This window comes from Streptomyces diastatochromogenes (assembly GCF_002242805.1).
Lineage (GTDB): Bacteria > Actinomycetota > Actinomycetes > Streptomycetales > Streptomycetaceae > Streptomyces > Streptomyces diastatochromogenes.
Map to the genome: position 1 here is coordinate 175,276 of NZ_MCGQ01000022.1, position 23,290 is coordinate 198,565.

19 protein-coding genes are annotated in these 23,290 nt (G+C 70.6%); 9 read left to right on the forward strand and 10 right to left on the reverse strand.

Features of this window, described 5'->3' with window-relative positions:
• Positions 1 to 2: 2 nt before the first annotated feature.
• From BEK98_RS25925 to BEK98_RS25955, 7 genes are read left to right on the forward strand one after another with little or no spacing between them, the layout of a single operon-like run.
• Positions 3 to 881: a YveK family protein gene (locus BEK98_RS25925; RefSeq protein ID WP_094219066.1), complete on the forward strand. Its 879-nt coding sequence runs from the start codon at positions 3 to 5 to the stop codon at positions 879 to 881.
• Positions 844 to 2,412, forward strand: coding sequence for an oligosaccharide flippase family protein (locus tag BEK98_RS25930; RefSeq protein WP_094219067.1), 1,569 nt, complete (start codon positions 844 to 846; stop codon positions 2,410 to 2,412). Before BEK98_RS25925 ends, BEK98_RS25930 begins: the two co-directional genes overlap by 38 nt.
• 5 nt (positions 2,413 to 2,417) lie before the next feature.
• Positions 2,418 to 3,524, forward strand: coding sequence for a hypothetical protein (locus BEK98_RS25935; RefSeq protein WP_244201976.1), 1,107 nt, complete (start codon positions 2,418 to 2,420; stop codon positions 3,522 to 3,524).
• Entirely contained in the window at positions 3,521 to 4,333 is an 813-nt protein-coding gene (locus BEK98_RS25940) for a glycosyltransferase family 2 protein (protein WP_094219069.1), read from the forward strand. Before BEK98_RS25935 ends, BEK98_RS25940 begins: the two co-directional genes overlap by 4 nt.
• A gap of 45 nt (positions 4,334 to 4,378) precedes the next feature.
• Positions 4,379 to 5,056, forward strand: a complete 678-nt coding sequence (locus BEK98_RS25945; RefSeq protein ID WP_094219070.1) for a class I SAM-dependent methyltransferase — start codon at positions 4,379 to 4,381, stop codon at positions 5,054 to 5,056.
• Positions 5,050 to 6,033: a class I SAM-dependent methyltransferase gene (locus BEK98_RS25950; RefSeq protein WP_094219071.1), complete on the forward strand. Its 984-nt coding sequence runs from the start codon at positions 5,050 to 5,052 to the stop codon at positions 6,031 to 6,033. Before BEK98_RS25945 ends, BEK98_RS25950 begins: the two co-directional genes overlap by 7 nt.
• 31 nt (positions 6,034 to 6,064) lie before the next feature.
• Complete coding sequence (locus BEK98_RS25955; RefSeq protein ID WP_167444265.1) at positions 6,065 to 7,168, forward strand: acyltransferase family protein; 1,104 nt, start codon at positions 6,065 to 6,067, stop codon at positions 7,166 to 7,168.
• 2 nt (positions 7,169 to 7,170) lie between these two features.
• Here the strand turns inward: BEK98_RS25955 and BEK98_RS25960 are convergent, their stop codons facing one another.
• Together BEK98_RS25960 and BEK98_RS25965 are read right to left on the reverse strand one after the other, a co-directional pair.
• Positions 7,171 to 8,070 carry a glycosyltransferase family 2 protein gene (locus BEK98_RS25960; RefSeq protein WP_094219072.1) on the reverse strand — a complete coding sequence of 300 codons (900 nt, stop codon included), beginning with the start codon at positions 8,068 to 8,070 and terminating at the stop codon, positions 7,171 to 7,173.
• Positions 8,067 to 10,100: an O-antigen ligase family protein gene (locus BEK98_RS25965; protein WP_094219149.1), complete on the reverse strand. Its 2,034-nt coding sequence runs from the start codon at positions 10,098 to 10,100 to the stop codon at positions 8,067 to 8,069. The genes BEK98_RS25960 and BEK98_RS25965 overlap by 4 nt, the downstream gene beginning before the upstream one ends.
• A 68-nt stretch (positions 10,101 to 10,168) precedes the next feature.
• On the opposite strand from BEK98_RS25965, the gene BEK98_RS25970 reads away from it, so the two are divergent.
• A complete protein-coding gene (locus BEK98_RS25970; protein ID WP_094219073.1) occupies positions 10,169 to 10,840 on the forward strand; it encodes a YveK family protein in 672 nt (223 codons plus the stop codon).
• A 17-nt stretch (positions 10,841 to 10,857) separates the two neighbouring features.
• Here BEK98_RS25970 and BEK98_RS25975 read toward each other — a convergent pair whose 3' ends face one another.
• From BEK98_RS25975 to BEK98_RS26010, 8 genes are all read right to left on the reverse strand, one after another.
• Positions 10,858 to 11,904 carry a glycosyltransferase family 2 protein gene (locus BEK98_RS25975; protein ID WP_094219074.1) on the reverse strand — a complete coding sequence of 349 codons (1,047 nt, stop codon included), beginning with the start codon at positions 11,902 to 11,904 and terminating at the stop codon, positions 10,858 to 10,860.
• A gap of 76 nt (positions 11,905 to 11,980) precedes the next feature.
• The gene (locus BEK98_RS50925) at positions 11,981 to 15,583 is read right to left on the reverse strand and encodes a DUF4082 domain-containing protein (RefSeq protein ID WP_094219075.1); all 3,603 of its coding nucleotides are present in this window, start codon (positions 15,581 to 15,583) and stop codon (positions 11,981 to 11,983) included.
• Between the two features lie 77 nt (positions 15,584 to 15,660).
• Positions 15,661 to 16,779: a DegT/DnrJ/EryC1/StrS family aminotransferase gene (locus BEK98_RS25985; protein WP_094219076.1), complete on the reverse strand. Its 1,119-nt coding sequence runs from the start codon at positions 16,777 to 16,779 to the stop codon at positions 15,661 to 15,663.
• Positions 16,776 to 17,483, reverse strand: a complete 708-nt coding sequence (locus BEK98_RS25990; protein ID WP_094219077.1) for an acetyltransferase — start codon at positions 17,481 to 17,483, stop codon at positions 16,776 to 16,778. The genes BEK98_RS25985 and BEK98_RS25990 overlap by 4 nt, the downstream gene beginning before the upstream one ends.
• On the reverse strand, positions 17,480 to 18,619 hold the full coding sequence (locus BEK98_RS25995) for a DegT/DnrJ/EryC1/StrS family aminotransferase (RefSeq protein ID WP_094219078.1): 1,140 nt from the start codon (positions 18,617 to 18,619) through the stop codon (positions 17,480 to 17,482). The genes BEK98_RS25990 and BEK98_RS25995 overlap by 4 nt, the downstream gene beginning before the upstream one ends.
• Positions 18,616 to 19,590 carry an SDR family NAD(P)-dependent oxidoreductase gene (locus tag BEK98_RS26000; RefSeq protein WP_094219079.1) on the reverse strand — a complete coding sequence of 325 codons (975 nt, stop codon included), beginning with the start codon at positions 19,588 to 19,590 and terminating at the stop codon, positions 18,616 to 18,618. The genes BEK98_RS25995 and BEK98_RS26000 overlap by 4 nt, the downstream gene beginning before the upstream one ends.
• 31 nt (positions 19,591 to 19,621) lie before the next feature.
• Positions 19,622 to 20,677 carry a Gfo/Idh/MocA family protein gene (locus BEK98_RS26005; RefSeq protein ID WP_208643227.1) on the reverse strand — a complete coding sequence of 352 codons (1,056 nt, stop codon included), beginning with the start codon at positions 20,675 to 20,677 and terminating at the stop codon, positions 19,622 to 19,624.
• A 23-nt stretch (positions 20,678 to 20,700) separates the two neighbouring features.
• Positions 20,701 to 22,140, reverse strand: coding sequence for a sugar transferase (locus BEK98_RS26010; protein ID WP_094219081.1), 1,440 nt, complete (start codon positions 22,138 to 22,140; stop codon positions 20,701 to 20,703).
• 286 nt (positions 22,141 to 22,426) lie between these two features.
• Between BEK98_RS26010 and BEK98_RS26015 the strand changes: the two genes are divergently transcribed.
• The gene (locus BEK98_RS26015) at positions 22,427 to 23,281 is read left to right on the forward strand and encodes a glycosyltransferase family 2 protein (RefSeq protein WP_094219082.1); all 855 of its coding nucleotides are present in this window, start codon (positions 22,427 to 22,429) and stop codon (positions 23,279 to 23,281) included.
• Positions 23,282 to 23,290: the final 9 nt, after the last annotated feature.

A 23,290-nucleotide genomic window follows, 5' to 3' on the forward strand; every position in this document is an offset into this window, starting at 1 on the left:
CCATGGATCTCGCTGAGATCTTCCGGGTCATGCGCAGGCGCTGGTACGTCCTGCTGCCCGGACTGCTGCTGACCGCCGGCCTGATCGTCGGCGTGACCATGCTGGTTCCGGTCAACTACCAGTCGCAGAGCACGGTGGTCCTGCTGAACTCCCAGAAGGCCACGCTGGCTTATGACGGCAACCCCTTCCTCAGCACCCAGACCTCGCTCACCGGCATGGCCGACAGCCTGGCCCGCAACCTCAACTCCGACGACTCGCTCCGGGAACTCAAGTCCCGTGGCGCCAAGGGCACGTTCGCGGCCAAGCTCGCCGACAACGCGCAGGGGCCGCTGATGTGGCTCACCGTCACCGGCACCGACAGGGCCTCCGTCCTGGCCTCGGACAAGATCCTTACCGCGTATGCCAAGGAGCGGCTGGACCAGTTCCAGCAGCAGCAGTCGGTCGCCCCGAAGGCCATGATCCGTATGACGACGATCGTGCCCCCGCAGAACCCGGTGGCGCAGACCAAGACGCGGATCGAGTACCTGGTCATGGCCGGGGCGCTGGGCCTGGTGGTCACTCTGGTCGCCGCCTTCTACGTGGAGGCGCGCAAGCGGCCGCGCAAGCCGGAGCCGGCGCCGGAGACGACCGCCCCCGTCCCCTCGACCCCCTCGACCCCCTCGAACGTCTCGACCCCCTCGACCGGGGAATCGGTCGTGGAAGAGACGCTCGCCATCCGGCGGCCGCCGAGCTGGTCGCGGTCCGCCGAGGACGAGGACGGTCCGGACGCCGCAGAGCCCACAGCGCCACGGCCCGTCATGGCCGGGGCGTCCGCCACAGAGCCGCTCGACGAGGAGTCGACTCATGGACACCGCCCGCGCACCGGGCAGCGAGACCGGTGAGACGAGCGACGCCCCCGCTCCTCCCCCTCCCGCACCCCCCGCTGCCAACTCCCTCGGCCGCAAGGTCCGTTCGGCGGCCCGCTGGAGCCTGATCAACACGGTCGTCCTGCGCCTGGGCAACTTCGCGACCGGCATCGTGCTGGCGCGCTTCGCCCTCGGCCCCGCGGAATGGGGCGTGTACGGCATCGCCCAGACCGTGCTGCTGGTCCTGCTGTCCGCGAACGAGCTGGGCGTGGGACTGGCCATCGTGCGCTGGGAGGGGGACGCACGGCGGTTCGCGCCGACCGTACTGACCCTCAGCACCCTCTCCAGCGGCCTGCTGTACGTGGCGCTGTTCTCGGCGGCCCCGGCGGTGGCCGGCCTGCTCGGCTCGCCGGACGCCGCGGGCGTCCTGCGGGTGATGTGCCTGTGCGTGGTGATCGACGGGGTGGCACAGGTGCCCGGCGGCTTCCTCACCCGTGAGTTCGCCCAGGGCAGGCGGATGATCATCGATGGGCTCAACTTCGTGGTCGGTACCGCGGTGACGCTGGTGCTGGCCTTCGAGGGCTGGGGCGCGATGAGCTTCGCCTGGGGCGCCGTGGCGGGCAACGTCGTGACGCTGATCGGCTGCGGGCTGGCGGCGCCGGGCACCCTGAAGTTCGGCTGGGACCCCGGGCAGGCCCGGGCGCTGCTGCGGTTCGGGCTTCCGCTGGCCGGGGCGAGCCTGCTGGCCCTGGCGGTGGTCAACGTCGACACCATGGTGGTGGGCGCGACGCTGGGCAACGTGTCCCTGGGCTTCTACGTGCTCGCCTTCAACATCTCCGGCTGGCCCGTGCGGATCATCTCCGAGGCCGCCCGCCGGGTCTCCTTCGCCGGATTCTCCCGCCTGGCCGACTCGCCGCAGGCGCTCGCCCAGGGATTCAGCCGTGCCCTGGGGGTGGTGATCACCGGCACCGTCCCGCTGTGCGTCCTGCTGGCCGGCCTCGCGGAGCCGGCCATCCAACTGATCTACGGAAGCCAGTGGACCCCCGCCGCCGCGGCACTGCCCTGGCTGATGGCCCTCGGCCTGATCCGCATCGGCTCCGAACTCGCCTACGACTGCCTGGTCGCGATCGGACAGCGTCGTTCGCTCTTCCTGGTGCAGGGCCTGTGGCTGGCAGCCCTGATCCCGGTGCTCCTCGTCGCCGCCCGGCTGAACGGCATCGTCGGCGTCTCACAAGGCCATGTGCTGGTCGCCGGCGGCATGGTGGTGCCCGTGTTCCTGATCGCCCTCAGCCGTGGCGGCATCGGCGTCGGCCGGATCGCCAGGGCCTGCGCCTGGCCCTTCCTCGGCGGGGCCGTGATGGCCGCGATCATCCTCGGGCTGCAGGGCCCGTTGGGCGACGGCCGGCTCGCGCTCCTCGCCATCGGCACGATCGCCCTGGCCGGTTACACGGTGTGCGTACTGCCCAGCCGCGACTTCCTGCGCGGCGTCGACCGCGGCGACCGGCCCCACCGCGGCCGGCACCGGGCGTCCGCACCGGTTCGGTCTACCCAACAGGACATGAGGTGAGCCGGATGTCACGGCGTATCAGCCGGAACTCGCTCGCGTGGGTGATGCTCGCGGCCTTACTCGCGGTCGTGGGCGTGGCCTGCTCGGGATCGGACCGGGCCGCGGCACCGGACTGCCCGGACGACGCGCTCACCTGCCCTGCGAGCGGGTCCTCGGCGGCACCGAGCGCCGGCCCGTCGGCCTCGGCCGGCGAGACGACCGGGAACCCCGCCGCCTCGCCGTCCCCGACGAAGACGCCCACCGCGACGACCGGTACGAGCGGCGCGTCCGGGAAACCCGCCGCCAAGAACGCGTGCGCCTCTCCCAGCGCCTGCGGCTTCCCCGACGCCCGCACCACCGGCCCCCGCATCCCCCTCAAGCCCCACAAGACCGGCTACCTGGCCGTCCGTAAGAACGGGCTCGTCATCCGGGGCTGGGACATCACCGGCTCGCTCGACATCTACGCGAACGACGTCACCGTCATCGACACCAGGATCACCTCGGACAGCTGGTGGGGCATCAACCTGCGCCCGGGCTACAGCGGCCTGCGGATCCTGCACACCACCATCACCGCCGTACCCGGCAAGGGGCCGGACAACGGCGGTGTGGACTACGCGGTGTCGAACATGGGGACCAGCTCCATCGAGGTCGGCTGGTGCGACGTCTCGGTGTTCGGCGACGCCCTGGCCATGGGCCAGGGCAATCTGCACGACAACTACGTGCACGACATCGCCCCGTTCATCAACAAGGGCGGCGAGTGGCAGCACACCAATGCGGTGATCAGCAGCGGCGGCAACACCGGCCACCTGATCATCCGCCACAACACCCTGCTCAACCCGACGAGCCTCAAGCAGGGCGCCTCGGGAAGCATCGGTCTGTTCGCGGACACCGGAGTGGTCCGCAACGTCACCGTCGACGACAACTGGATCGCCGGCGGCGCCTACGCCCTCTACGGCGGTGACACGGGCGCCACCGGGATCACGGTCACGAACAACGTCTTCTCGACGCAGTACCACCCCGCCTCCGGCGGCTACGGCACGGTCGCCCACTGGAACGCGGGCGGCGCCGGGAACGTGTGGCGGAACAACCGGATGTCCGACGGCCGCCCGGTCCAGCCGGAGCCGGCCTCGTGAGCGGGGCAATCACGCGCCGTGTCGCGCGGGCGCCCTGGACGCTGCTCAAGGCGGTGTTCGGCTGGCTGGTGCTCTTCGAGGCCAGGAACAAGGTCCTGCTGGCCTCCACCGCGGTGCGGCTGCGCCGGTTCGAGGACGCCGAGACCCGACGGCTGGCCGCCGGTCTGCCGTCGCCGCCCTCGGCGCTGGTCGCCACGGTGATCGCCACCCACCGGCGTCCCGAGGCGCTGCGTGCCGCGGTGCGCTCGGCCCTGGACCAGACCGTTCGCGACCAGGTCGTCATCGTGGTCGACGACGGCGCCGGACTACCCGAACTCCCCGACGATCCACGGCTGTTCGCCGTCTCGCTGGCGCACAACACCGGCGTGGCGGGCGTCGTGCGCAACGTGGGCATCCGCCTCACCCGCTCGCGGTACGTGGCGTTCCTGGACGACGACAACCTGTGGGAACCCGACCATCTGGAACGGACGTTGGCGGTCCTGGAGTCCCCCGACGGACCCGACGGCGTCTACACGGCACTGCGCCGCGTCCTGCCCGACGGAAGCGAGAAGGACGTCCTGTCGGTGCCCTTCGACCGGCGCCGGGCCGCCCGCGAGGCCTTCCTGGACACCAACGCCTTCGTCGCCCGCCGCACCCGCTCCCTGCACTTCAGCCGCCTGCGCCGGACGCCCGAGGTGCTGCCCCGGGAGGACTGGGAGCTGATCCGCCGGTACGGCCGCAGGCACCGGGTGCGCCATGTGCCGCACCCCACCGTCCGGTACCTGATGAACCCGGCCAGCTTCTACACCCAATGGCGACAGCCCAGTTGAGGCTTGCTCCCTCCCTTTCCGCTCCGACCTCAGGTGGTTGATCCGATGCCCCGCTCCCGCGCTCTCAGAAACAGATTCGTCGACGCGCCCGGCTCGCTGGGCGAACGACTCCGCATCGCCCGCTGGGAGCGGTTCCGGCGCTGCTTCCCCGGCATCGAGAACATGAGCGTGGTGGACCTGGGCGGGACGGCCGAGATGTGGCTGCGCGCACCGGTGCGCGCCAAGCACGTCCACCTGATCAACCTGGAGGCACACCCCGCCGAACTGCCCGACTGGATCACCGCGGAGAACGCCGACGTCACCGATCCGGCGGTCGCCGCCGAACTGAGCGCCGACGGCGGCTACGACCTGGTGTTCTCCAACTCGACCATCGAGCACGTCGGCGGCCACAGCCAGCGGCAGAAGTTCGTCTCCGCCGTCGAGCAACTGGCGCCGCTGCACTGGATCCAGACGCCCTACCGCTACTTCCCCGTCGAGCCGCACTTCGTGGCCCCCGGCTTCCAGTTCCTGCCCCTGAACGCCAGGGCACGTCTGGTACGGCACTGGCCGCTCGTCCACAGCCGTCCCGACAGTCCGGAGTCGGCGATGAACGCCGTGATCAACATCGAGCTGCTGACCCGCGCCGAGATGCGCTACCTGTTCCCCCGGTCGGCGCTCCTCAGCGAGCGGGTGCTCGGTGCACCGAAGTCGCTCATAGCCGTAAGAACGGAGCCCGCATGCTGAACAACCTGATCAACAGACATGACGCGGACCGGCTGCTGCGCAAGGTGCGGAAGCTGGACCTGGACCCGGTGCTGGCCAAGCTGCGGGTGCGCGGGGGCGCCCGGGTCGTCCAGCACTGGTCCCAGGTCGACCCGTCGCTGACCGAGTGGTGGGCGATACCGGCGGTCATCAAGCGGTGGAACCTGCTGATGACCGGCGACGCGGACACGTCGTTTCCCGAGTACGTGGCCGCCAAGCACTTCGCGCCGCACACCGATCTGCGCGGCCTGTCGCTGGGGTGCGGCACCGGCGGGAACGAGCTGCTGTGGGCGAAGACCGGCGCGTTCGGCCTCCTGGAGGGCGTGGACGTGGCACCAGAGCGGATCGACTTCGCCACCCGGGCCGCCGCCGAGCACGGCCTCGCGGACGTCCTGCGCTTCCGGGTGACCGACGTCAACCAGATGACGAGCGACGGGGAACGCTTCGACGTCCTGCTGGGCCTGCAGTCGCTGCACCACTTCGACAACCTCGACGAGACCCTGCCGCGCCTTGCCCAACTGATCGAGCCCGGCGGGACGTTCGTGATCGACGAGTTCGTCGGACCCACCCGGTTCCAGTGGACCGACGGTCAACTGGAGGCGGCGAATGCGCTGCTGGCGCGTCTCCCCGAGGAGCGGCGGCGCCTGGCCGACGGGCGGATCAAGCGCCGTGTCGTACGGCCCAGCAGGCTGTCGATGGTGCTGGACGACCCCTCGGAGGCGGTCGACGCGGCGGCGCTGCTGCCGGGCCTGCGGCGCCATTTCGAGGTGGTCGAGGAACGGCCGTACGGCGGCACGGTGTTGCACATCGCGTTCTCCGGCATCGCGCACAACTTCCGTGACCAGGAGCCGGAGACGCTGGCCCTGCTGGAGCGGTGCTTCGCCGCGGAGGACGCGGCCCTGCCGGAGGTGGGGCACGACTTCATCGCCATGGTCTGCCGACCGCGGGGTGCGAGCTAGTACTACTGCTTACGGGGCTCTTGGGGGGTTCATGAGTGCAGTTGAGGTCACCGACAGATCGGACAGACCCGCCAGAACGCAGGCCGACGGATCGAGGCTCCCCTCGCTGACGGGGCTCCGGTTCGTCGCCGCGTTCCTCGTCTTCTGCTTCCACATCTCGATATCGGGGCTGTTGGCCCCGTCGTCGACGCAGCACGCGTTCGCTCGCACGGCGGGTGCCGGCGCCGTAGGCGTCTCGTTCTTCTTCGTCCTCAGTGGCTTCGTCCTGACGTGGTCAGCGCGGCTGGGCGACACCGCTCGTGCCTTCTGGCGGCGTCGAGCGGCGAAGATCTACCCGAACTACTTCGTGGCCTTCGTCATCTCCGTCGCCGGCCTGTACGCGACCGGCCACGCCGTCGGGTTCCTCGTCGGAGCGGCGAACCTGGGGCTCGTTCAGGCGTGGTGGCCGGACCCGGGCGTCTACTTCGGCGCGAACTCGGTCAGTTGGTCGCTCGCGTGCGAGGCGTTCTTCTACGCCCTCTTCCCGGCGCTGCTGCCCGTGTTGAGCCGCATTCGTCCGGAGCGGCTGTGGGCGAGCGCCACGGTGTGCGTAGCGGCCGTGTTCGCGGTGCCCGTGGTGGCGATGCTGCTGCCTGCCGAGCGGCACTACTGGTTCGTCTACATCTTCCCGCCGGTCCGCTTGCTGGAGTTCGTGCTCGGGATGCTGATGGCGCTCATCGTGAAGAGCGGGCGTTGGCCGCGGATTCCTGTGTGGTCCGTCGCGGTACTGCTCGTCGTCGCGTATGCCGTGACGCCGTACTTCCCGCCGGACGCGGAAACGTCGGCCGTCACCGTGATCCCGTTCGCGTTGCTCATCCCCGCCGTGGCTGTGGCCGACGTCGAGGGGAAGCGGAGCGTGTGGCGGAGCCGGTCCGCGGTGTGGCTGGGTGAGGTCTCCTTCGCCTTCTATCTGATCCATCAGTCGGTGATCGTGGATCTGATGCGGGGGCTCGACGCTCAGGGTTCGGCACCGGCCAAGGCATGGACGCTCACCGTCGGAGCGCTCGCTCTGTCAGTGGCGCTCGCGGGGCTCATGCACCGGTTCGTCGAGGTGCCGGTGATGCGGCGACTCGGACGCCGGAAGACGCGCCCCTGAAGTCACGGCCCCGGCGTGGCCCGCAGGGCGCCCGGTCGGGCGAGGGCGGCGGCGGCGGCTCGGCTGGCCGGGCGGCCGAGCACGGCGCGTGAGGTTTCCCGGAGCAGGACGGCGGTGCGGAAGGCGGCCGTGGCGAGGGGGCCGTGCCGGCGCCGGTACAGACGGACACGGTTGAGGGTGAGCAGCGTCCACAGCCGGGGCGACACCTGGGAGTCGCCCCCCAGGTGAACGGCCTCGGCCGTCGGCTCCAACCGCGTGCCGTATCCCCGGTCCCGCGCCCGCAGGCAGTACTCGGTCTCCTCCGAGTAGAGGAAGAAGGACTCGTCCCAGGGACCGCAGGCGGCCAGGCAGTCCCCCGATATCGCCATGAGCGCGCCGGTCGCCCAGTCCGCGCGCGTGGGCCGCCGATATGCGGCGGGGTCGGTGACCATCTCGCTCAGGGCCGGGAAGCGCCCGGCCCGGGTGTTGCCGATCACGGCCTCGCCGAGGGCCCGGAGCACGCTCGACTCGCGGCGCAGCGAGTGATGGGGCGTGTCCCTGCCCTCTTCGTACAGGAGGGGTACGGCGATCCCGACCCCGTCCCCGAGGCCGTCGACGAGACGTTTGGCGCAGCCCTGCCGCATCCGGATGTCGGGGTTGCAGATGAGCGCGGCCCCGTACGCACCGGCCGCACGCAGCGCCGCGTTGACCCCGGCCGCGTACCCGGCGTTGCGGCCGGTCTGGACGACGGTGGCGTCGGGGGCCAGCGCCCGCAGGACCTCGACGGTGTCGTCGGCGGAGTCGTTGTCGGCCACGACGAGCCGCCAGTCGAGGCCGGCCATGCCGTCGGGGAGCGCGGCGAGGAACCCGGGGAGCACCGAGGCGCTGTTCCAGGTGACGACGATGACGGCGACGGGGTTCATCGGGACTCCGCGAGTTGGGGGAGCTGGGCTTCGGCTGTCTTACGGGGGGCGGGGACCTCTACGGGTACCGCGGCGGCGGCCTCGCGGCGGATGAAGCCGAGGTAGCTGCCGCCGGCGCCCAGGGTCAGGAAGAACATCCCGGCGTACATGGGGAAGCTGAGCGCGTCGAAGGTGGCGCTGATGACCAGGGCGACCAGGGCCGAGGCGAGGAAGGCCTGCCCGAGCTCCCGGTCCGACTCGGTGCGCGCGAGCCGGCGGATGGCACCGCCTTGGTGTATCCCGGTGACGAACAGGACGAGCAGCGCGACCAGCCCCACGGCGCCCATCTCGGCCAGGGTGAGCATGTACTGGTTGTCCGTGAAGAAGTACAGGTCGGGGGTGAAGGTGCCGAATCCCCGTCCGGAGCAGGGGCGTTCGCTGAGGTAGGGGACGATCGCGCTGTACTTCACCGTGCGCGCCTGGGTGCTGCTGTCGGAGTTGGACAGGAAGCTGGCGAACAGGTCGGTGATGGTTCCGATCAGCCCGGGAATGATCACCTTGAAGCCGGCCACCGAGCCCAGGATGATGCCGAGCGCGGCCCAGCGCCGCTGCGGCTTCCAGCGGGGCACCATCACCAGGATGACGATGAAGACACCGATGATGGACGTCCTGGACACCGTCAGCGGAAGAGCCCCCGCCATGATCGCCACCGGGGCCCAGCGGCGCAGCGCGCCGGCGTGCCGGCGCACCGGGTCGAACGCCTGGTGGACGGCGAAGGGAACCAGGATGGCCAGCATCCCCCCGAACTCCAGCGGATGGGCCGTGGTGGAGCGTGGCCGGGTGAACGAGCCGCGGTCCATGGCGCTCATCCCGGCGGTGCTCGAATGCAGGCCCGGGATGTGGATGGAGTCGGCGATGTTGGTCGCGGCGAAGAAGTCGTAGTAGCCGATCAGGGCGACCACCGTGCCCAGGACGACGAGCCGGCGCATCAGGGTCTCCAGCCGGCCGCGCTCCTGGATGCCGGCCGAGGCCAGCACCACCAGCGCCACCCACACCCCGAGTCCGATCAGCCCCCGGTCGGCCCCGAGGACCTCCTCGTGCGAGCTCTCGCGGGTCGCGGCCGCGAGGTACGACAGCAGCACCGCCGCGGCGAGCACGCACATCGCCACGCGCGGCAGCCTGGTGCCCGGCGCCGGCAGGATGCGGCCGCCCAGCCAGGTCGCGAGGTACCAGAGAAGTCCCAGCAGGGCGAAGACGTTGGCCGGGGTGCCCACGCCGCCCAGCGCGGGCAGGGTGAGGTTCGACGGGACGAAGAAGGCCAGCGCCAGATAGCCGGTGAGGATCGTCGTCGCGTCCAGTCTCCGCACCAGCAGGCCCTTGGGCCGCTCGGGGGGCCGGGCGCGATGGCGCCGGGGCACGTATCCGGCCAGGGCGCGTCCCCGGCGGCGGACCACCGCGACACCCTCGGCCAGGATGGACAGCAGGAACGCGCTGACCATCCCGACGATGACGACCGCCGCGATGCCCTGGTACCGGCCCTTCGACTGCGAGACAGGTGTCTGCGGCAGGACGACCGGCGCGGTCTGTACCGCGTACACCGCCGGCACCTTGGAGGCGGCCTGCAGGGCCTTCAGCTGCTCCCCGGTGAACTTGGTGAGGATGGTGGTCTCCCGGAGCACCTTCGCCCGGTCGGTTCCGGTGACGCTCAGGGTGAGCAGCGGGCTGTCGGCCTGTGGCGCGAAGCCGACCGTGTACTGGTCCGTGACGCCGCGGGAGTGCAGTTCCTTGGCCGAGTCGCTGGACTGGAGCGTCCTGATCAGCACGTCGGCCGTGACGACCAGCGAACCGCCCGCGTTCGACAGGGGGTTGCCGAAGGTCGGCGCCAGATCGGCGATCGCCGTGGAGTCGAGGAGCGTGACGGAACTCTGCGACTCGTAGGACACCGGGATGGTCCGGTACAGATACCCGCCCGCGAGAACACTGAGCAGCGTGAGGGGCACCATGAAGTACCAGCGCCTGCGCATGATGGCCAAGAGGTCGGCAAGGCTCACGAGAACTCCCATGGGGTGGCGGCTCGTCCCGGCGCCTGCGAGGATCGGTGGCGACGGAAGGAATCCCTGTGTCGCCTCGTGACGTCGCCGAAGCGCTGCTCCGCCGCTGGTACGTTCTGGTGCTCTCGCTCGTGCTGACGGCCGGCGGAGCCTACCAAGTGCTGCACCCCGCACCGCAGTACCTGAGTTCGGCGGTCGTCGTCCTCAAACCGCCCGTGACGGGCAACCAGCCGAACCAGCTGACGAATCTCCAACCGCCGCTCGCCACCCTCTCGTACGGGGTTATCCAGCAGCTCGAGTCGCCCGCCGGGCGCAAGGAGCTGGACTCCGTGGGCGTGCACGGGACGTACCAGCTGATCCCGCGCAACAGCGGCACCAGCGCGACGCCGCGCTATCTGATCCCCTCGGTGCAGGTGCAGGCGCAGCGGTCCGGCGCCGTGGAGGCCGACACGGCGGTCCGCCGGGTCATCGAGGTCTACACCCAGCACGTGACGGCCCTGCAGGACGCCCAGGGGATCGCGCCCGCGTCGCGGATCAGCGCATCCGTCCTGGTCGCCCCGAGCGCCGCACCCGTGCAGGGCACCAGGTCCCGCGCACTGGCCGGTACGGCACTGCTGGGCGGCATCGCCGGGATCCTGGGCGCCCTGTGGCTCGACCGGTACGCGCTGCGGCGCAGGAAGCGCACGGGCGGCTTCCCGGACCCGGTCCGCCGCACCGCCGGGGTTCCGGTGGCCGGCTGAGCTGAACTGATCACGCATCAGATACCGCGGCGCTTCCACGACTCCCACCACAGCCACTCCCGTCCGCGCTCGGCCACGGCCGACCACACCAGGGGCTGCAGATACGGCATGGCCTTCGGCCCGATGCGTCTGCGCAGCCGCAGCGCGCGGTACTCGGGCAGCGCCGCGTATCCGGGCAGGCACTCCTCGGCGAACGCCACGCACGCGTCGACGGGTACGACTTCGGTGCGGCCCCGGTCGTAGGCCCGGTAGGCCCGGCGCAGCGCGTAGCGGGCGAGGCGGGTGTGGACCTGGTCGGCCAGGCGGTCGGCGTGGGGCAGCCGGTCGCCGCACTTGGCGAGCACGGAGTCGAAGGCGACGAGGCGCTGGCGCAGGTCGTCGAGCTGGCCGCCGAAGTCGACGGTGGACATGTTCTTGCCGTGGACGCGGTAGAAGGCCTGGTCGGCGCCGCGGATGTAGCCGACGTCGGCGTGGGCGGCGAGCCGCATCCACATCTCGATGTCGCCGGCGTGCGGAAGGGCGGGGTCGTACCCGCCGACCTCGCGCTGGAGGCCGGTGCGCACGACGACTTCCGGCGAGGTGATGCAGCCGGTGCCCTCGCGGAAGCGGCGCTCCAGCCACCACTGGCCGGGGTAGACGACCGAGCCGGTGCTCTGGGTACGGGCCTCGGGCAGCGGGCCGCCGTGCTGGAAGCGCAGGGGGCGCCCGTAGGCGAACCCCGCCTCGGGATGGGCGTCCAGGAGCGCGGCGGCCCGCACCAGCGCGCCCGGGACCAGCCGGTCGTCGGCGGACAGGAGGGCTACGTAGTCGCCGTCGGCCCACTCCAGCAGGCCTTCGTTGTATGTGGCGATGTGGCCCCTGTTGGTTTCGTGGACGTGGACCTCGATGCGCGGGTCGGCGGCGGCCAGCTTGAGCGCGACCTCCGCCGAGTCGTCGGGCGAGGCGTCGTCGATGATGAGTACCCGGACGTCAACGCCGTCCTGCTCGTCCAGGACGCTGCTCACGCAGTCGGCGAGGAAATGGCCGTACTTGTAGCAGGGGATCACAACACTGACGGTGCTCATCTGATGGGGGCAGCCAATCCCCGGTGGTGGTCTCTCGCGCGTTCGCGGGAGACCACCACCGGTGGGTTCCGGTCGGTCAGTTCTTCTTCTTGTGGACGGTCGTCTTGCTGGTCAGCGTCCAGCTGGGGGACTTCACCGTGTTCCGGTGCCTGTCCTTGGCCGTGACCGTGATCGTGAACCGGGTGCCGTCCGGCAGCGGGGCGGACAGATGGACGGACACCTTGTGGGTGGCCCGGTCGTAGGAGACGACGGCCGTGACGTGGAGCTTCCTGGCGGCCTTGGAGCCCCGCAGGATGGTCACGGTCGCCTTGACGGACGACACCTTGGCGTCGGCGGGCAGGGTCGTGACGAGCGGACTGCCCGCGTCGGCGGTGTGCGACAGCAGGGACGCGGTCACCTCCGAGGAGGTGGCCGTCGTCAGCTGTGTGCCGGGATCGTCGGCGGTGAAGACGGGGCCGACCCAGTAGTTCGCGGATCCGTAGGAACCGTTGGGGAAGGCCGAGTCGGTGCCGTACTTGTAGAGCCCGTTGTGGTGCGTGGTGGTGTCGGCCGTGGCCGTCAGCGGGTAGGACTTGTGGGCCGCCGCGAAGTAGCCGCCGTCCACCGCGTAGTTGCCGTGCGGCGCGTGGTAGGAGACGACGTACGGGGTGTCGGCGGTGATCGCCACCGGAGTGGCGAAGGTCAGCGTCTGCCAGCCGGAGGCCGTCTCGCCCGTGAAGGTGCCGCTGGCGAGCAGCGTGCCGCCGTCGGTCCACAGGCTGCCGGTGTGGGTGCCCGTGTTGCCGGTGCCCTTGTAGAAGGTGACACCGGTGACCCAGCCGGCCGCCGAGGACGTGAACCGGGTGCCCAGCTCCACGGAGTTGGGATCGGCGGTCATGTCGGTGTTGGCCGGCACGGCGGAGGAACTCCACAGCGTGCAGGGGCAGGTGACCGCGGGAGGGGTGGAACTGGTGGTGAAGGACCAGGTCACCGGGTTCGCCATGGCGTTGCCCCACACGTCGGAGGCCTGGACGGACGCGGTGTACGTGGTGTGCAGCTCCAGCTCCGTCGACGGAGTGAAGGTCGCCTTGTTCGACGCGGGGAAGGTGACGGCCCCCGGCACGGTGTTGCCGTCCGGGTCCTTCAGGGTGAACGTCACGCTGTCGGTGTCGACGGCCGAGCTGAAGGTGGCCGACACCGGTGCCGTGATCGCCGCGACGGTCGCCCCGGACGTCGGGGAGGTCGAGGAGACGGTGGGCGGGGTCGTGGAGGCCGTCGAGGTGTCCAGCACCACGTCGACCCAGTAGTTGCTGCCGGAGGACGCCGAGGACGGGAAGGCGCTGGTCGAACCGTAGTGGTAGACGCCGTTGCCGCCGTCGGTGCCGGTCTTCAGGGCCGTGAGCGGGGCCAGTCCGGCGTCGCTGCCCGCGAAGGTGCTGTCGTAGGAGTATCCGCCGTTGGGGGCGAAGTACGAGGCGACATAGGTGGTGTTGGCCTTGACGGTCACCGGGGTGGAGAAGTTCAGCTGCTGCCAGCCGGAGGCCGTCTCGCCGGTGAAGGTACCGGTGGCCAGGCGGGTGCCGGAGGCGGTCCACAGGCTGCCGATGTGGGTGCCGGTGTTGGCGGGCGACTTGTAGAAGCGGACGCCGGTGATCGAACCGGCCACGGTGGTACGGAACTTGACGCCCAGCTCCACCGAGCCGCCGTCGCCGGCGTTGACGGTGCCGGGCACGGCCGAGGCCGGCCAGATGGTGCAGGGGCAGGCCTGGGGGCCGACGGTCAGCGGGACGGTGGTGACGGCGCCGATGTTGACGCTGTCGTCGACCGCGCGGACCTTGATGGACGCGGAACCCGGGGTCGTGGGCGTCCAGCTGTAGCTCCAGGACGCAAGACCCTTGGCGGCCTGCCAGGTCGATCCGCCGTCGGTGGACACCTCCACGCGGGCCACCACTCCCCCACCGGAGTCGGCGGCGGTGCCGGTGATGGTGACCGGCTTCAGCGCCGGGACGGTGGCCCCGGAGGCCGGGCTGGTCACGGTGACGGCCGGGCCGGTGGTGTCGGTGGAGGCGGTGGCGGCGACGAGGTTGCTCTGCAGGGTCTTCGGCTGGGCCCCCATGTCGGCCAGGACGTTCACCGTCGCCTGCTGCATACGGGAGTCCTCGGTGACCACCGTGTCATCGGGATTGTAGGTGGGCACGTTGGTCAGACCCCACGACCACTGCACGGTCCCGGTCCCGAACACCAGGGCCCCGGAGTCCTGGTCGCGGAACTCGACGAGATTGTGCGTCGCCGTGCCGTTGCCGTACAGGTTGCCCCAGTCCAGACGGTACGTGCCGTCGGTGATGTCCACCGTCGTGGACGACACGTCGATCTCCCCGGCGGGTCTGGTGCTGTTGTCGAGGTCGCTGTCCCACTCGTAACCGAGCGTGCCGGTCGGGAAGGTCGCGGTCTGGCCGGAGGTGAGGTTGGCGATGGAGGTGTTGCGCCAGATCCGGTTCTTGCCGTACGAGCCGGGGACGGTGATCGCGTCGCTGCGGTAGCCGTTCGCCTGGAACATGGAGCCGGTGAGGATGTTCGGCGGCTGGTAGGTCTGGCCGTAGTTGGTGCTGGCCGGATCCATCCAGGTGCCGGTCCAGGTGCCGCTGGGGTCGGCGATGCCGTTGTTGAACGCCATCTTGGTCATCTTGTAGCAGGCGAGGGTGCGGTCGGCCGTGTTCGTGCCGTCGATGCTGGGGGCCAGCCGCGTCTTCCAGAAGACCTCGTTGCCGCTGAAGAAGCCCTCGCGGACGCCGGCCTTCCGCGCCGCCAGGACGTTGGAGTACTGGCTCTGCGTCCAGTACTCGTCATGGCCGGACGACATGTACACCTTGTGCTTCTTCAGCAGGGTGGCGCCGTTCGACGACGACACGTCCACGCCGGACGTGTAGCTGACGTCGTAGCCGTTGCGCTCCAGCCAGGACAGCATCATGAACTCGGAGCCGTAGATGCCGTTGTCGCCGCCGATGTCCAGCGGCCGGTTGTAGCTGACCTCGTAGGCGCGGCCGTCCGGAGCGGGCCCGGTGCCGCCGTACAGGTCCTGGCCGCCGTAGTCGTTGTACGCCTGCCAGGTCTGGTCGCTGGTCTGTACGACGATGTCGGAGGTGCTGGAGTCGTTGCGGACGACGAAGGGGTACGGCATCAGGCCGTCGCCGTTGGTCTGCGTGATGTTCGCGATGTACAGGCCGGACACGGCGTCGCTCGGCACGGTCCAGGTCGCCGTCACCGGCCAGTTGCCACAGTCGACCAGGCCGGTGCTGCTCTTGGTGGTGCAACTGGCGGGCTTGGAGATGAAGTTGGCCGGGTAGGTCACGGCCGCCTGGGCCGCGGTCGACATCTGACGCGCGCCGTCGCCGCCGTACCAGCCCAGCCGGTAGATCTGGATGTTGTACGAGACCGGCGACTGGACCTTGAACTGGACGGTGTCACCGGCCTGGACACTTTCCTTGGTGGTGAAGCCCTTGATGTCACCGTAGGCGTTGGGCGAGAACCATTCGGACTTGGGGGTGCCCGTCTTGGAGTTCTCGCAGACGACCGGGTTCGAGCCGGAACCGCACGGATCGGAGGCCGCCTGGGCGGACCCGGCCAGCGGGAGCACCGCCAGTATCAATGCTGCTGCGACGGCGAGGCGCCCGCCCCGGATCCGTCTGCTCCATTTTTTCATGTGTACCTCTCAGCGGTGCTGTGCTGGGCCCGACCGTGGGGTGGTCGGAGGTGGAGCGTGAAACTCTGGGGACCGGGTCAGCTGCCGAGCGCGTCGGTGAACGCGTCCACGACGCGCTGCTGCTGGTCGGGGGTGATCTGCGGGTAGAGCGGAAGCGACAGGATCCGGTCCGCCGCCTTCTCGGCGTTCGGGAAGTCGCCCCGGACGTGGCCGAGATGGCGGTACGCCGGCGTGAGGTGGACCGGGGCGGGATAGTGCACCCCGGCGCCGATGCCCTCGGCGTTGAGTTTGCCGACGATGTCGTCGCGATCGGCGTCGGCGACCTGGACGACGTACAGGTGCCAGACGTGGACGTTGCCGGCCGCCGCCGTCGGGAGCACGACCCGGCCGGCCGTCGCGAGGTCGGCGAGCAGCGCGTCGTAGCGGGCCGCGGCCGCACGCCGGGCCGCGTTGCCGGCCGCCAGCCGCGCCAGCTTGGCCCGCAGGACAACCGCCTGCAGTCCGTCCAGGCGGCTGTTGAACCCGGGTACGTCGTGGCGGTACTTGGCGACGCCGCCGTGGTTCGCGATGGCGCGCACCAGGCCGGCCAGCTCCTCGTCGTCGGTGAGCACGGCACCCGCGTCGCCGTAGGCACCCAGGTTCTTGCCCGGGTAGAAGCTGGTGGCCGCGATGCCGCCGCTGCCCGGCGTACGGCCGTCGCGGGTCGCGCCCTGGCACTGTGCGGCGTCCTCCACGACGCGTACGCCGTCGGGCAGTCGGGCGGCCAGCTCCGTCACCTCGGCCAACTGCCCGTAGAGATGAACGGGTACGACCGCGCGGGTGGCCGGGCCGACCGCGTCCAGGGCGGCCTGGGGGTCGAGCAGGTAGGTGTCGGGCAGGCAGTCCGCCAGAACCGGTCGGGCGCCGATTCTGGCGACCGCGCCGGCGGTGGCGATGAAGGTGTTGGCGGGCACCACGACCTCGTCGCCCGGGCCGACCCCGCTCGCGCGCAGGGCGAGTTCGACGGCGTCGGTGCCGTTGGCGACGCCCACGCAGTGCGCGACACCGCCGAAGTCGGCGTACTCCCGCTCGAACTGGCGGACCTCTTCGCCGCCGATGAACGCGGTGCGGGCCAGGACCCGTTCGAATCCGGCCCGTACGTCGTCGGCGACTTCCTCGTGGGCCGCCTTGAGGTCCACGAGCGGAATCTGGTTCATGTCAGCGGTCCCCCCACTGTTCGCGACGCGAGTTCTGTTCGCATCGCAAGTTCGTCGAGCGCGGGCGCGTCCGCCGCGCGCAGCCGTCGGGCCGGGCTCCCCACCCAGACCTCGCCCGGCGGTACGTCGCCGAGCACGGCGCTCCCCATGCCGATCAGCGACCAGGCGCCGACCGTCGTAGCCTCCCTGACCAGGGCCCCGGAGCCCACGTAGGCACCCCGTTCCAGCCGCGCTCCCCCGCCCAGGCGGACGCCGGAGGCGATCGTCGCGTAGTCCTCCACCACGTCGTCATGGGTGAGGACGACCTGCGGCATCACCGCGACATGCGCGCCCACCCGTACGGCGGCGGTCAGGACGCAGTGCGCGAGCAGGACCGATCCGGGGCCGACCTCGGAGGTCGCCGACACCGCCGCCGTCGGGTGGATCACGGTGGCGTAGCGTTCCTCGGTCAGGCCGAGCCTGCGGACCAGACGGGCGCGGGCCGCGTAGTCCCTCGGGTTGCCCACGCAGATCACCACCCGGGCCCCGGGCAGGTCGTGGACCAGGTCGCAGCCGCCGAGGACGGGTACGCCGTCCACCTCGGTGCCGTGCAGGGCGGGGTTGTCGTCCAGGTGCCCGAGCAGCTTGAACGCGCCCGCGTCCGCTACGGCCTGGGCGGTCTCCCGGGCGAAGCCGCCCGCGCCGATGATCACAAGTTCGTTCATCTACGGGCCTGTTCGCGCAGTGCTGCCACGACGCGGTCCTGCTGGGCCTCGGTCATCGTGTGGAACAGCGGCAGGATCAGCGAGTCGCGGGTGAGGTGCTCGGTGACCGGCAGCGGAGCGCGGGGGTGGTCCGCGTAGGCGGGTTCGAGGTGCGCGGCCATGATCCCGCGCCGGGCGGAGACGCCGGCCTCGGCGAGCGCGGCGAGCAGGTCGTCCCGGCCGACGGGGAAGTCCTGGTCCAGGAGCACCCAGTAGGACTGGAAGTTGCTCTGCCCGTGCGCGGGGTCGCGTACGGGGGTGAGGCCTGGGACATCGTGCAGCAACGCGTCGTAGCGGGCCGCCAGTTCGCGGCGGCGGGCGATCATCGCGTCGAGTTTCCCGAGCTGGACCAGGCCGATGGCGGCCTGGACGTCGGTCATCCGGTAGTTGAAGCCGACCTCCAGGTAGCTCTCCAGGACCGGCCTGTTGCTCGCATGGCGCTCGGCCGCCGAGGCGTTCATCCCGTGCTCGCGCAGCCGGCGCAGGCGGGCCGCCCACGTGGCGTCGTCGGTGGTGACCATGCCGCCCTCGCCGGTGGTGACGAGCTTGCGGGGGTGGAAGGACCAGGCGGCGATCAGCGCGCCGTGCCCCACCGGCTTGCCGCCGACGGTCGAGCCGATGGCGCAGGCCGCGTCCTCGACCAGGGGCAGGTCCCACTCGGCGCAGGCGGCGCGCAGGCTGTGCACGTCGGCCGGCACGCCGCCCTGGTGGACGGCGAGGACGGCCTTGGTGCGGGGCGTGCGAACCGCCTCCACGGTGGCCGGGGTCAGGTTGCCCGTGACCCCGTCGACGTCGGCGAACACGGGCTCGGCGCCGACGTAGCGCACGGCGTTGGCGGTGGCGATGAACGACAGCGAGGGCACCACGACCTCGTCGCCCGGCCCCAGCCCGAGCACGACGAGCGACAGGTGCAGGGCGGTGGTGCACGAGCTGACCGCGATGCCGTGCTCGGCGCCCACCCGCTCCGCGAAGGCCCGCTCGAACTCGGCGACCCGGGGCCCCTGGGCGACCCACCCGGACAGCACCGCGTCCGAGGCGGCTCTGGCCTCCTCCTCGCCGAGCCAGGGGATCATCACCGGGATGCGGTCGGTGCTCACTGGGCCGCCTCCCGCTCCGCGCGCCACCACTCGACCAGGTCCCGCAGACCGGTGCGCAGGTCTATCTGTGCGGTGAAGCCGAGCCGCTCGGTGGCCTGCGAGGTATCGGCAAGCCGCCGTACCACCGAGTTCACGCTGCGAGCGGGCCCGTGCACCGGCTCCAGACCAGTCGCCCCCATCGCCTCCAGCAGGCCCTCGGCGAGTTCCTTCAGCGAGGTCTCCGTGCCGCCCGCGATGTTGAACACCTCGTCGGTGAGATCCGACTCGGCGGCCAGCACATTGGCCCTGGCGATGTCCCTGACGTCGACGAAGTCCATGGTCTGCGTGCCGTCGCCGAGGATCAGCGGCGGCTCGCCGGCCTCGATGCGCTCCATCCAGCGGATGAGCACCTCGGTGTAGAGGCCGTGGATGTCCATCCGGGGGCCGTAGACGTTGAAGTAGCGCAACGCCACGTAGTCCAGTCCGTACATGGCGTGGAAGCTGCGCAGCATGCCCTCGTTGAAGGCCTTCGCCGCGCCGTAGAAGGTGTCGTTGTTGTACGGGTGGTGGCGCTCGGTCGTCGGGAAGGTCTCGGCCATGCCGTAGACGGACGCCGAGGACGAGGCGATCACCTTGGCCACCCCGGCCTCGGCCGCCGCCTCCAGGACGTTGAAGGTGCCGTCGACCAGGACCTCGTTGGCGAGCCGCGGCTCCTCGGCGCACTGGGTGATGCGTATCGCGGCGAGGTGGAACACCAGGTCGGCGCCCTCGGTGACCTTCCGTACGGTGGCGGCGTCCCGGATGTCGCCCTCGACGACCTCCACGACGCCGCTGGGCAGGGCCTGGGCGAGGTTGGCCCGCCGCCCGCGCACGAAGTTGTCGAGTACGACGATCTCGCGGGCGCCGCCCTCGGCCAGGAGGTCGACGAGGTTGGAGCCGATGGTGCCCGCTCCCCCGGTGACCAGGATCTTCTTCCCTCGTACGCTGCTCAACTGCCTTGCCCTCTCGGTGAAGTGACTTCGCTCAACGCCCGGCCCGCAGGCCGACGACCGCGCCCTTGAATTCCAGGCTCCGGGACGCCGCCTCGAGAATGTCCAGCACCCTGAGGCCCGCCCGGCCGTCGGTCAGCGGCGCCCGGCGCTCCCTGATCGCGCCGCCGAACTCCTCGACCATGCTGCGCAGCGCTTCCTTCTCGCCGATCGCGGGGGCGACCATGTCCCCGGAGCGGTACGAGACGAGCATCTCCCGGCGCTCGTCCGCGCCGATCTCCTGCGGCGCGGCCAGGTCCACACCCCGGTCGTAGATCGCCACCCGCTGCACGGGGTTGAGGTCGTCCCAGATCAGGGTGCGTTTGGCGCCGCCCACCATGGTGGTCCGTACCTTGGTCGGGGACAGCCAGTTGACGTGCACGTGGGCGATGGCCCCCGTGTTGAGCTGGAGCGTCAGATAGGCCACGCAGGCCTGTCCCGCGCCGATCGGGTCGGCCCCGTGGGCGGCGACGGCGACCGGCTCGACGTTGTCGGGGAGGATGAAGTCCAGGATCGACAGATCGTGCGGGGCCAGGTCCCACATCACGTCGATGTCCTTCTGGACGAGCCCGAGGTTGATGCGGACCGAGTCGACGAAGTGGATCTCGCCGAGTTCACCGGAGCGGACCAGTTCCCGGATGCGGCCCACGGCGGGTGTGTAGCAGTAGGTGTGATCGCACATCAGGGTGAGCCCGCGCTCTTCCGCCTCGGCCACCAGGCGCATCCCGTCGGCGTAGGTCGCCGCGAGCGGCTTCTCCACGAGGACGTGCTTGCCGGCGCGCAGGGCGGCCAGGGCGATGTCGAGGTGGGTTCCGGCGGGCGTGGCCACGGCGACGGCGGCCACGGAGGGGTCGGCGAGGACGGCCGCGTAGTCCGAGGTGGCCTGGACCGTCGAGTAGCCGCCGAGGACCCGCTGGGCCCGGTCCACGTCGAGGTCGCACAGCCAGCGCAGCCGGAACTGCTCGCTGCCCTGGAAGTTGCGTACGAGGTTGGGGCCCCAGTAGCCCGCCCCGACGACCGCGACCCCCAACGGCTCTGTGGTCTGCGCCACTTGACTCCTCTTCCCTCGGTCCATCAGTAGGCCCCCGTTCGTCGCACCACCACGGACCCGGTGCGCAGCAGGATCGACAGGTCGAGGCCCATCGACCAGTTGTCCACGTATCCGAGATCGAGCCGGACCGCCTCGTCCCAGGGCAGGTCGGAGCGGCCGCTCACCTGCCAGAGCCCGGTGAGGCCGGGCTTCACGAGCAACCGGCGCTTGATGTCCGGCGTGTACTCGTCCACCTCCTCGGGCAGCGGCGGGCGCGGGCCGACGAGCGACATGGTGCCCCGGACCGCGTTGATCAGCTGGGGCAGTTCATCGAGCGAGCTTCGCCGCAGAAACGATCCGACCCGGGTGATCCGCGGGTCTTCCTTCACCTTGAACAGCAGTCCGTCGCTGTTCTGGTTGAGGTGCGCCAGTTCCGCCCGGAGCGTCTCCGAGTCCTGCCGCATCGTGCGGAACTTGAGCATGGTGAAGTGGTCGCCGTACCGGCCCACCCGCTGCTGCCTGAACAGTGCGGGGCCGGAGCTGTCCAGCCGGACGATCAGGGCGATCAGCAGCATGGGCAGCGCGAGGAACACCAGGAGCACCGCCGCGAGCGACCGGTCCAGCAGTTCCTTGGGCACCCGGGAGATCCGGGAGAGGTTCGGCGCCTGTATCCCCACCAGCGGTATCCCGTTGGTGGGCCGTACCGCGAGCCGGGAGGCGGACACGTCGGTCAGCACGGGGGCCAGCAGGAAGTCGACCTCCTGCACGGCCGCGATCCAGGACATCCGGCGCAGGACGGAGGCGTCGAACTCGGGCGCGGGCAGCACCGCCACGGTGCTGATGCCCAGGGCCCGGAAGACATCGGCCATGTCGTCGACGCCACCGAGGAGGGGAAGCCCCAACTTACGGATCTCTGTGGCGTTCTCCGGATCGCTCAGGCACACTCCGGCGACCTGCAGTTCCTGTGCGCCACCGCGCCGCAGCACGGTGACCAGCTCGACGATGCCGTGCGACGGCCCGACCAGCAGGGTCGCGCTCCGGTCCCGGCCGCGTGCCCAGCGTCTGTGCATCCGGCGGCGGAGCAGGTACCGGCCCGACAGTGCGATCGCGACAGCCGGCACTGTGGCCATGATCATGTCATGAAAGAGTCCTGAATCGTGCGTGAACAAGTAGTACGCACCCGCGGCCAGCGCCGGCAGTGCCACGGCGCCGCGCAGCACCCGTCGGTACTCCTCGGTCCCCAGACCCAGGGTGCTGCGATCGTAGGAGCGATGGGCCAGCATGGCCACGATCCATGTCGGGGGCAGCACCAGGGCCACCGCCCAGCGGCCGTATGCCGCGTGGATCACGAAGGCCGCGACAGCGGCCGCCGAGCCGTCCGCGACCAGCAGAACTAACCGGTACCTCTGCTCCCAGCGTCTTCGGCGAACGCGCGGACTCCTGCGTTCCACAACCAAGTGCTCATGCGTGACCTCAATGGTCATGCTCCCCCCACCACATGCGCGGCTACCCCTGACCGAAGTGCCCTCCACACAGCGGCACCGGAAAGCGAGGGAGCTTCAGCGGTTCCCCAACCGCCCCATGCCCCCAGCATGCTGGTTACTGACTGCTCAAATCGGTTCTCGAAGCCGTACCGTGACATGCAGTCAAGGACAAGAATCCCCACCCAAACCGGTCCGGCGGACCTCAATCTAGACCACGGGACGCAGTCGCGGGAACAGTTGGACGAAACACACATCGCAATAGCGACACCGGCGCCATACTGCCCAGGTGACGAGCATCGTGATCCCGGCCCACAACGAGGCGCGAGTCATCGGCCGGCTCCTCGATTCACTGCTGGCCGACTCCTCCGAGGACGAGGACGAGACCGACATCGTGGTCGTGTGCAACGGCTGCACGGACGACACCGCGCGGATCGCGACCGCTCGCGGCCCGCGCGTGCGGGTGGTCGAGATCCCCGTCCCCTCCAAGCACGCCGCCCTGCGGGCGGGTGACGATCACGCGCACGGCTTTCCCCGTGTCTATGTGGACGCCGACGTCGTGATCACGGGCGCCGACGTACGGGCGCTGACCGAGCCCCTGCACGACGACGCCTCGGGCGTCCTCGCCACCGCCCCCGAACGGCAGATCCCGCTGGACGCCTGCGCTTGGCGGGTGCGTGCCTACTACCAGGTGTGGCAGCGACTGCCCGCCGTACGCGAGGGGCTGTTCGGCCGAGGGGTCATCGCGGTCTCCAAGGCCGGGCACGCCCGGATCGCCGCGCTGCCTCCGCTGATGGCGGACGACCTGGCGGCGTCGCTGGCCTTCGCTCCTCAGGAGCGGCTCGTGGTCGGCGCGGCCCGTGTCGTGGTCCACCCGCCGCGCACCTGGCCGGACTTGATCAAGCGGCGGATCCGGGCCGCGGTGTCCACCGCCCAGGTCGAACGGCATCAGAGTCCGGAAGAGGCCTCGGCGCGCACCAGCAAGGCAGACCTCACAGGGCTCCTCCGCAGGGAGCCGAAGCTGTTCATGGGTGTCGTAGTCTTCGTCGCGGCGGCGGTCGTTGCCCGGCGGCGGGCCGGAAAAGCCATCCGGGCACAGGACTTCGGCACCTGGCTGCGGGACGAGAGCAGCCGGCAGACCTGATCGCACCGC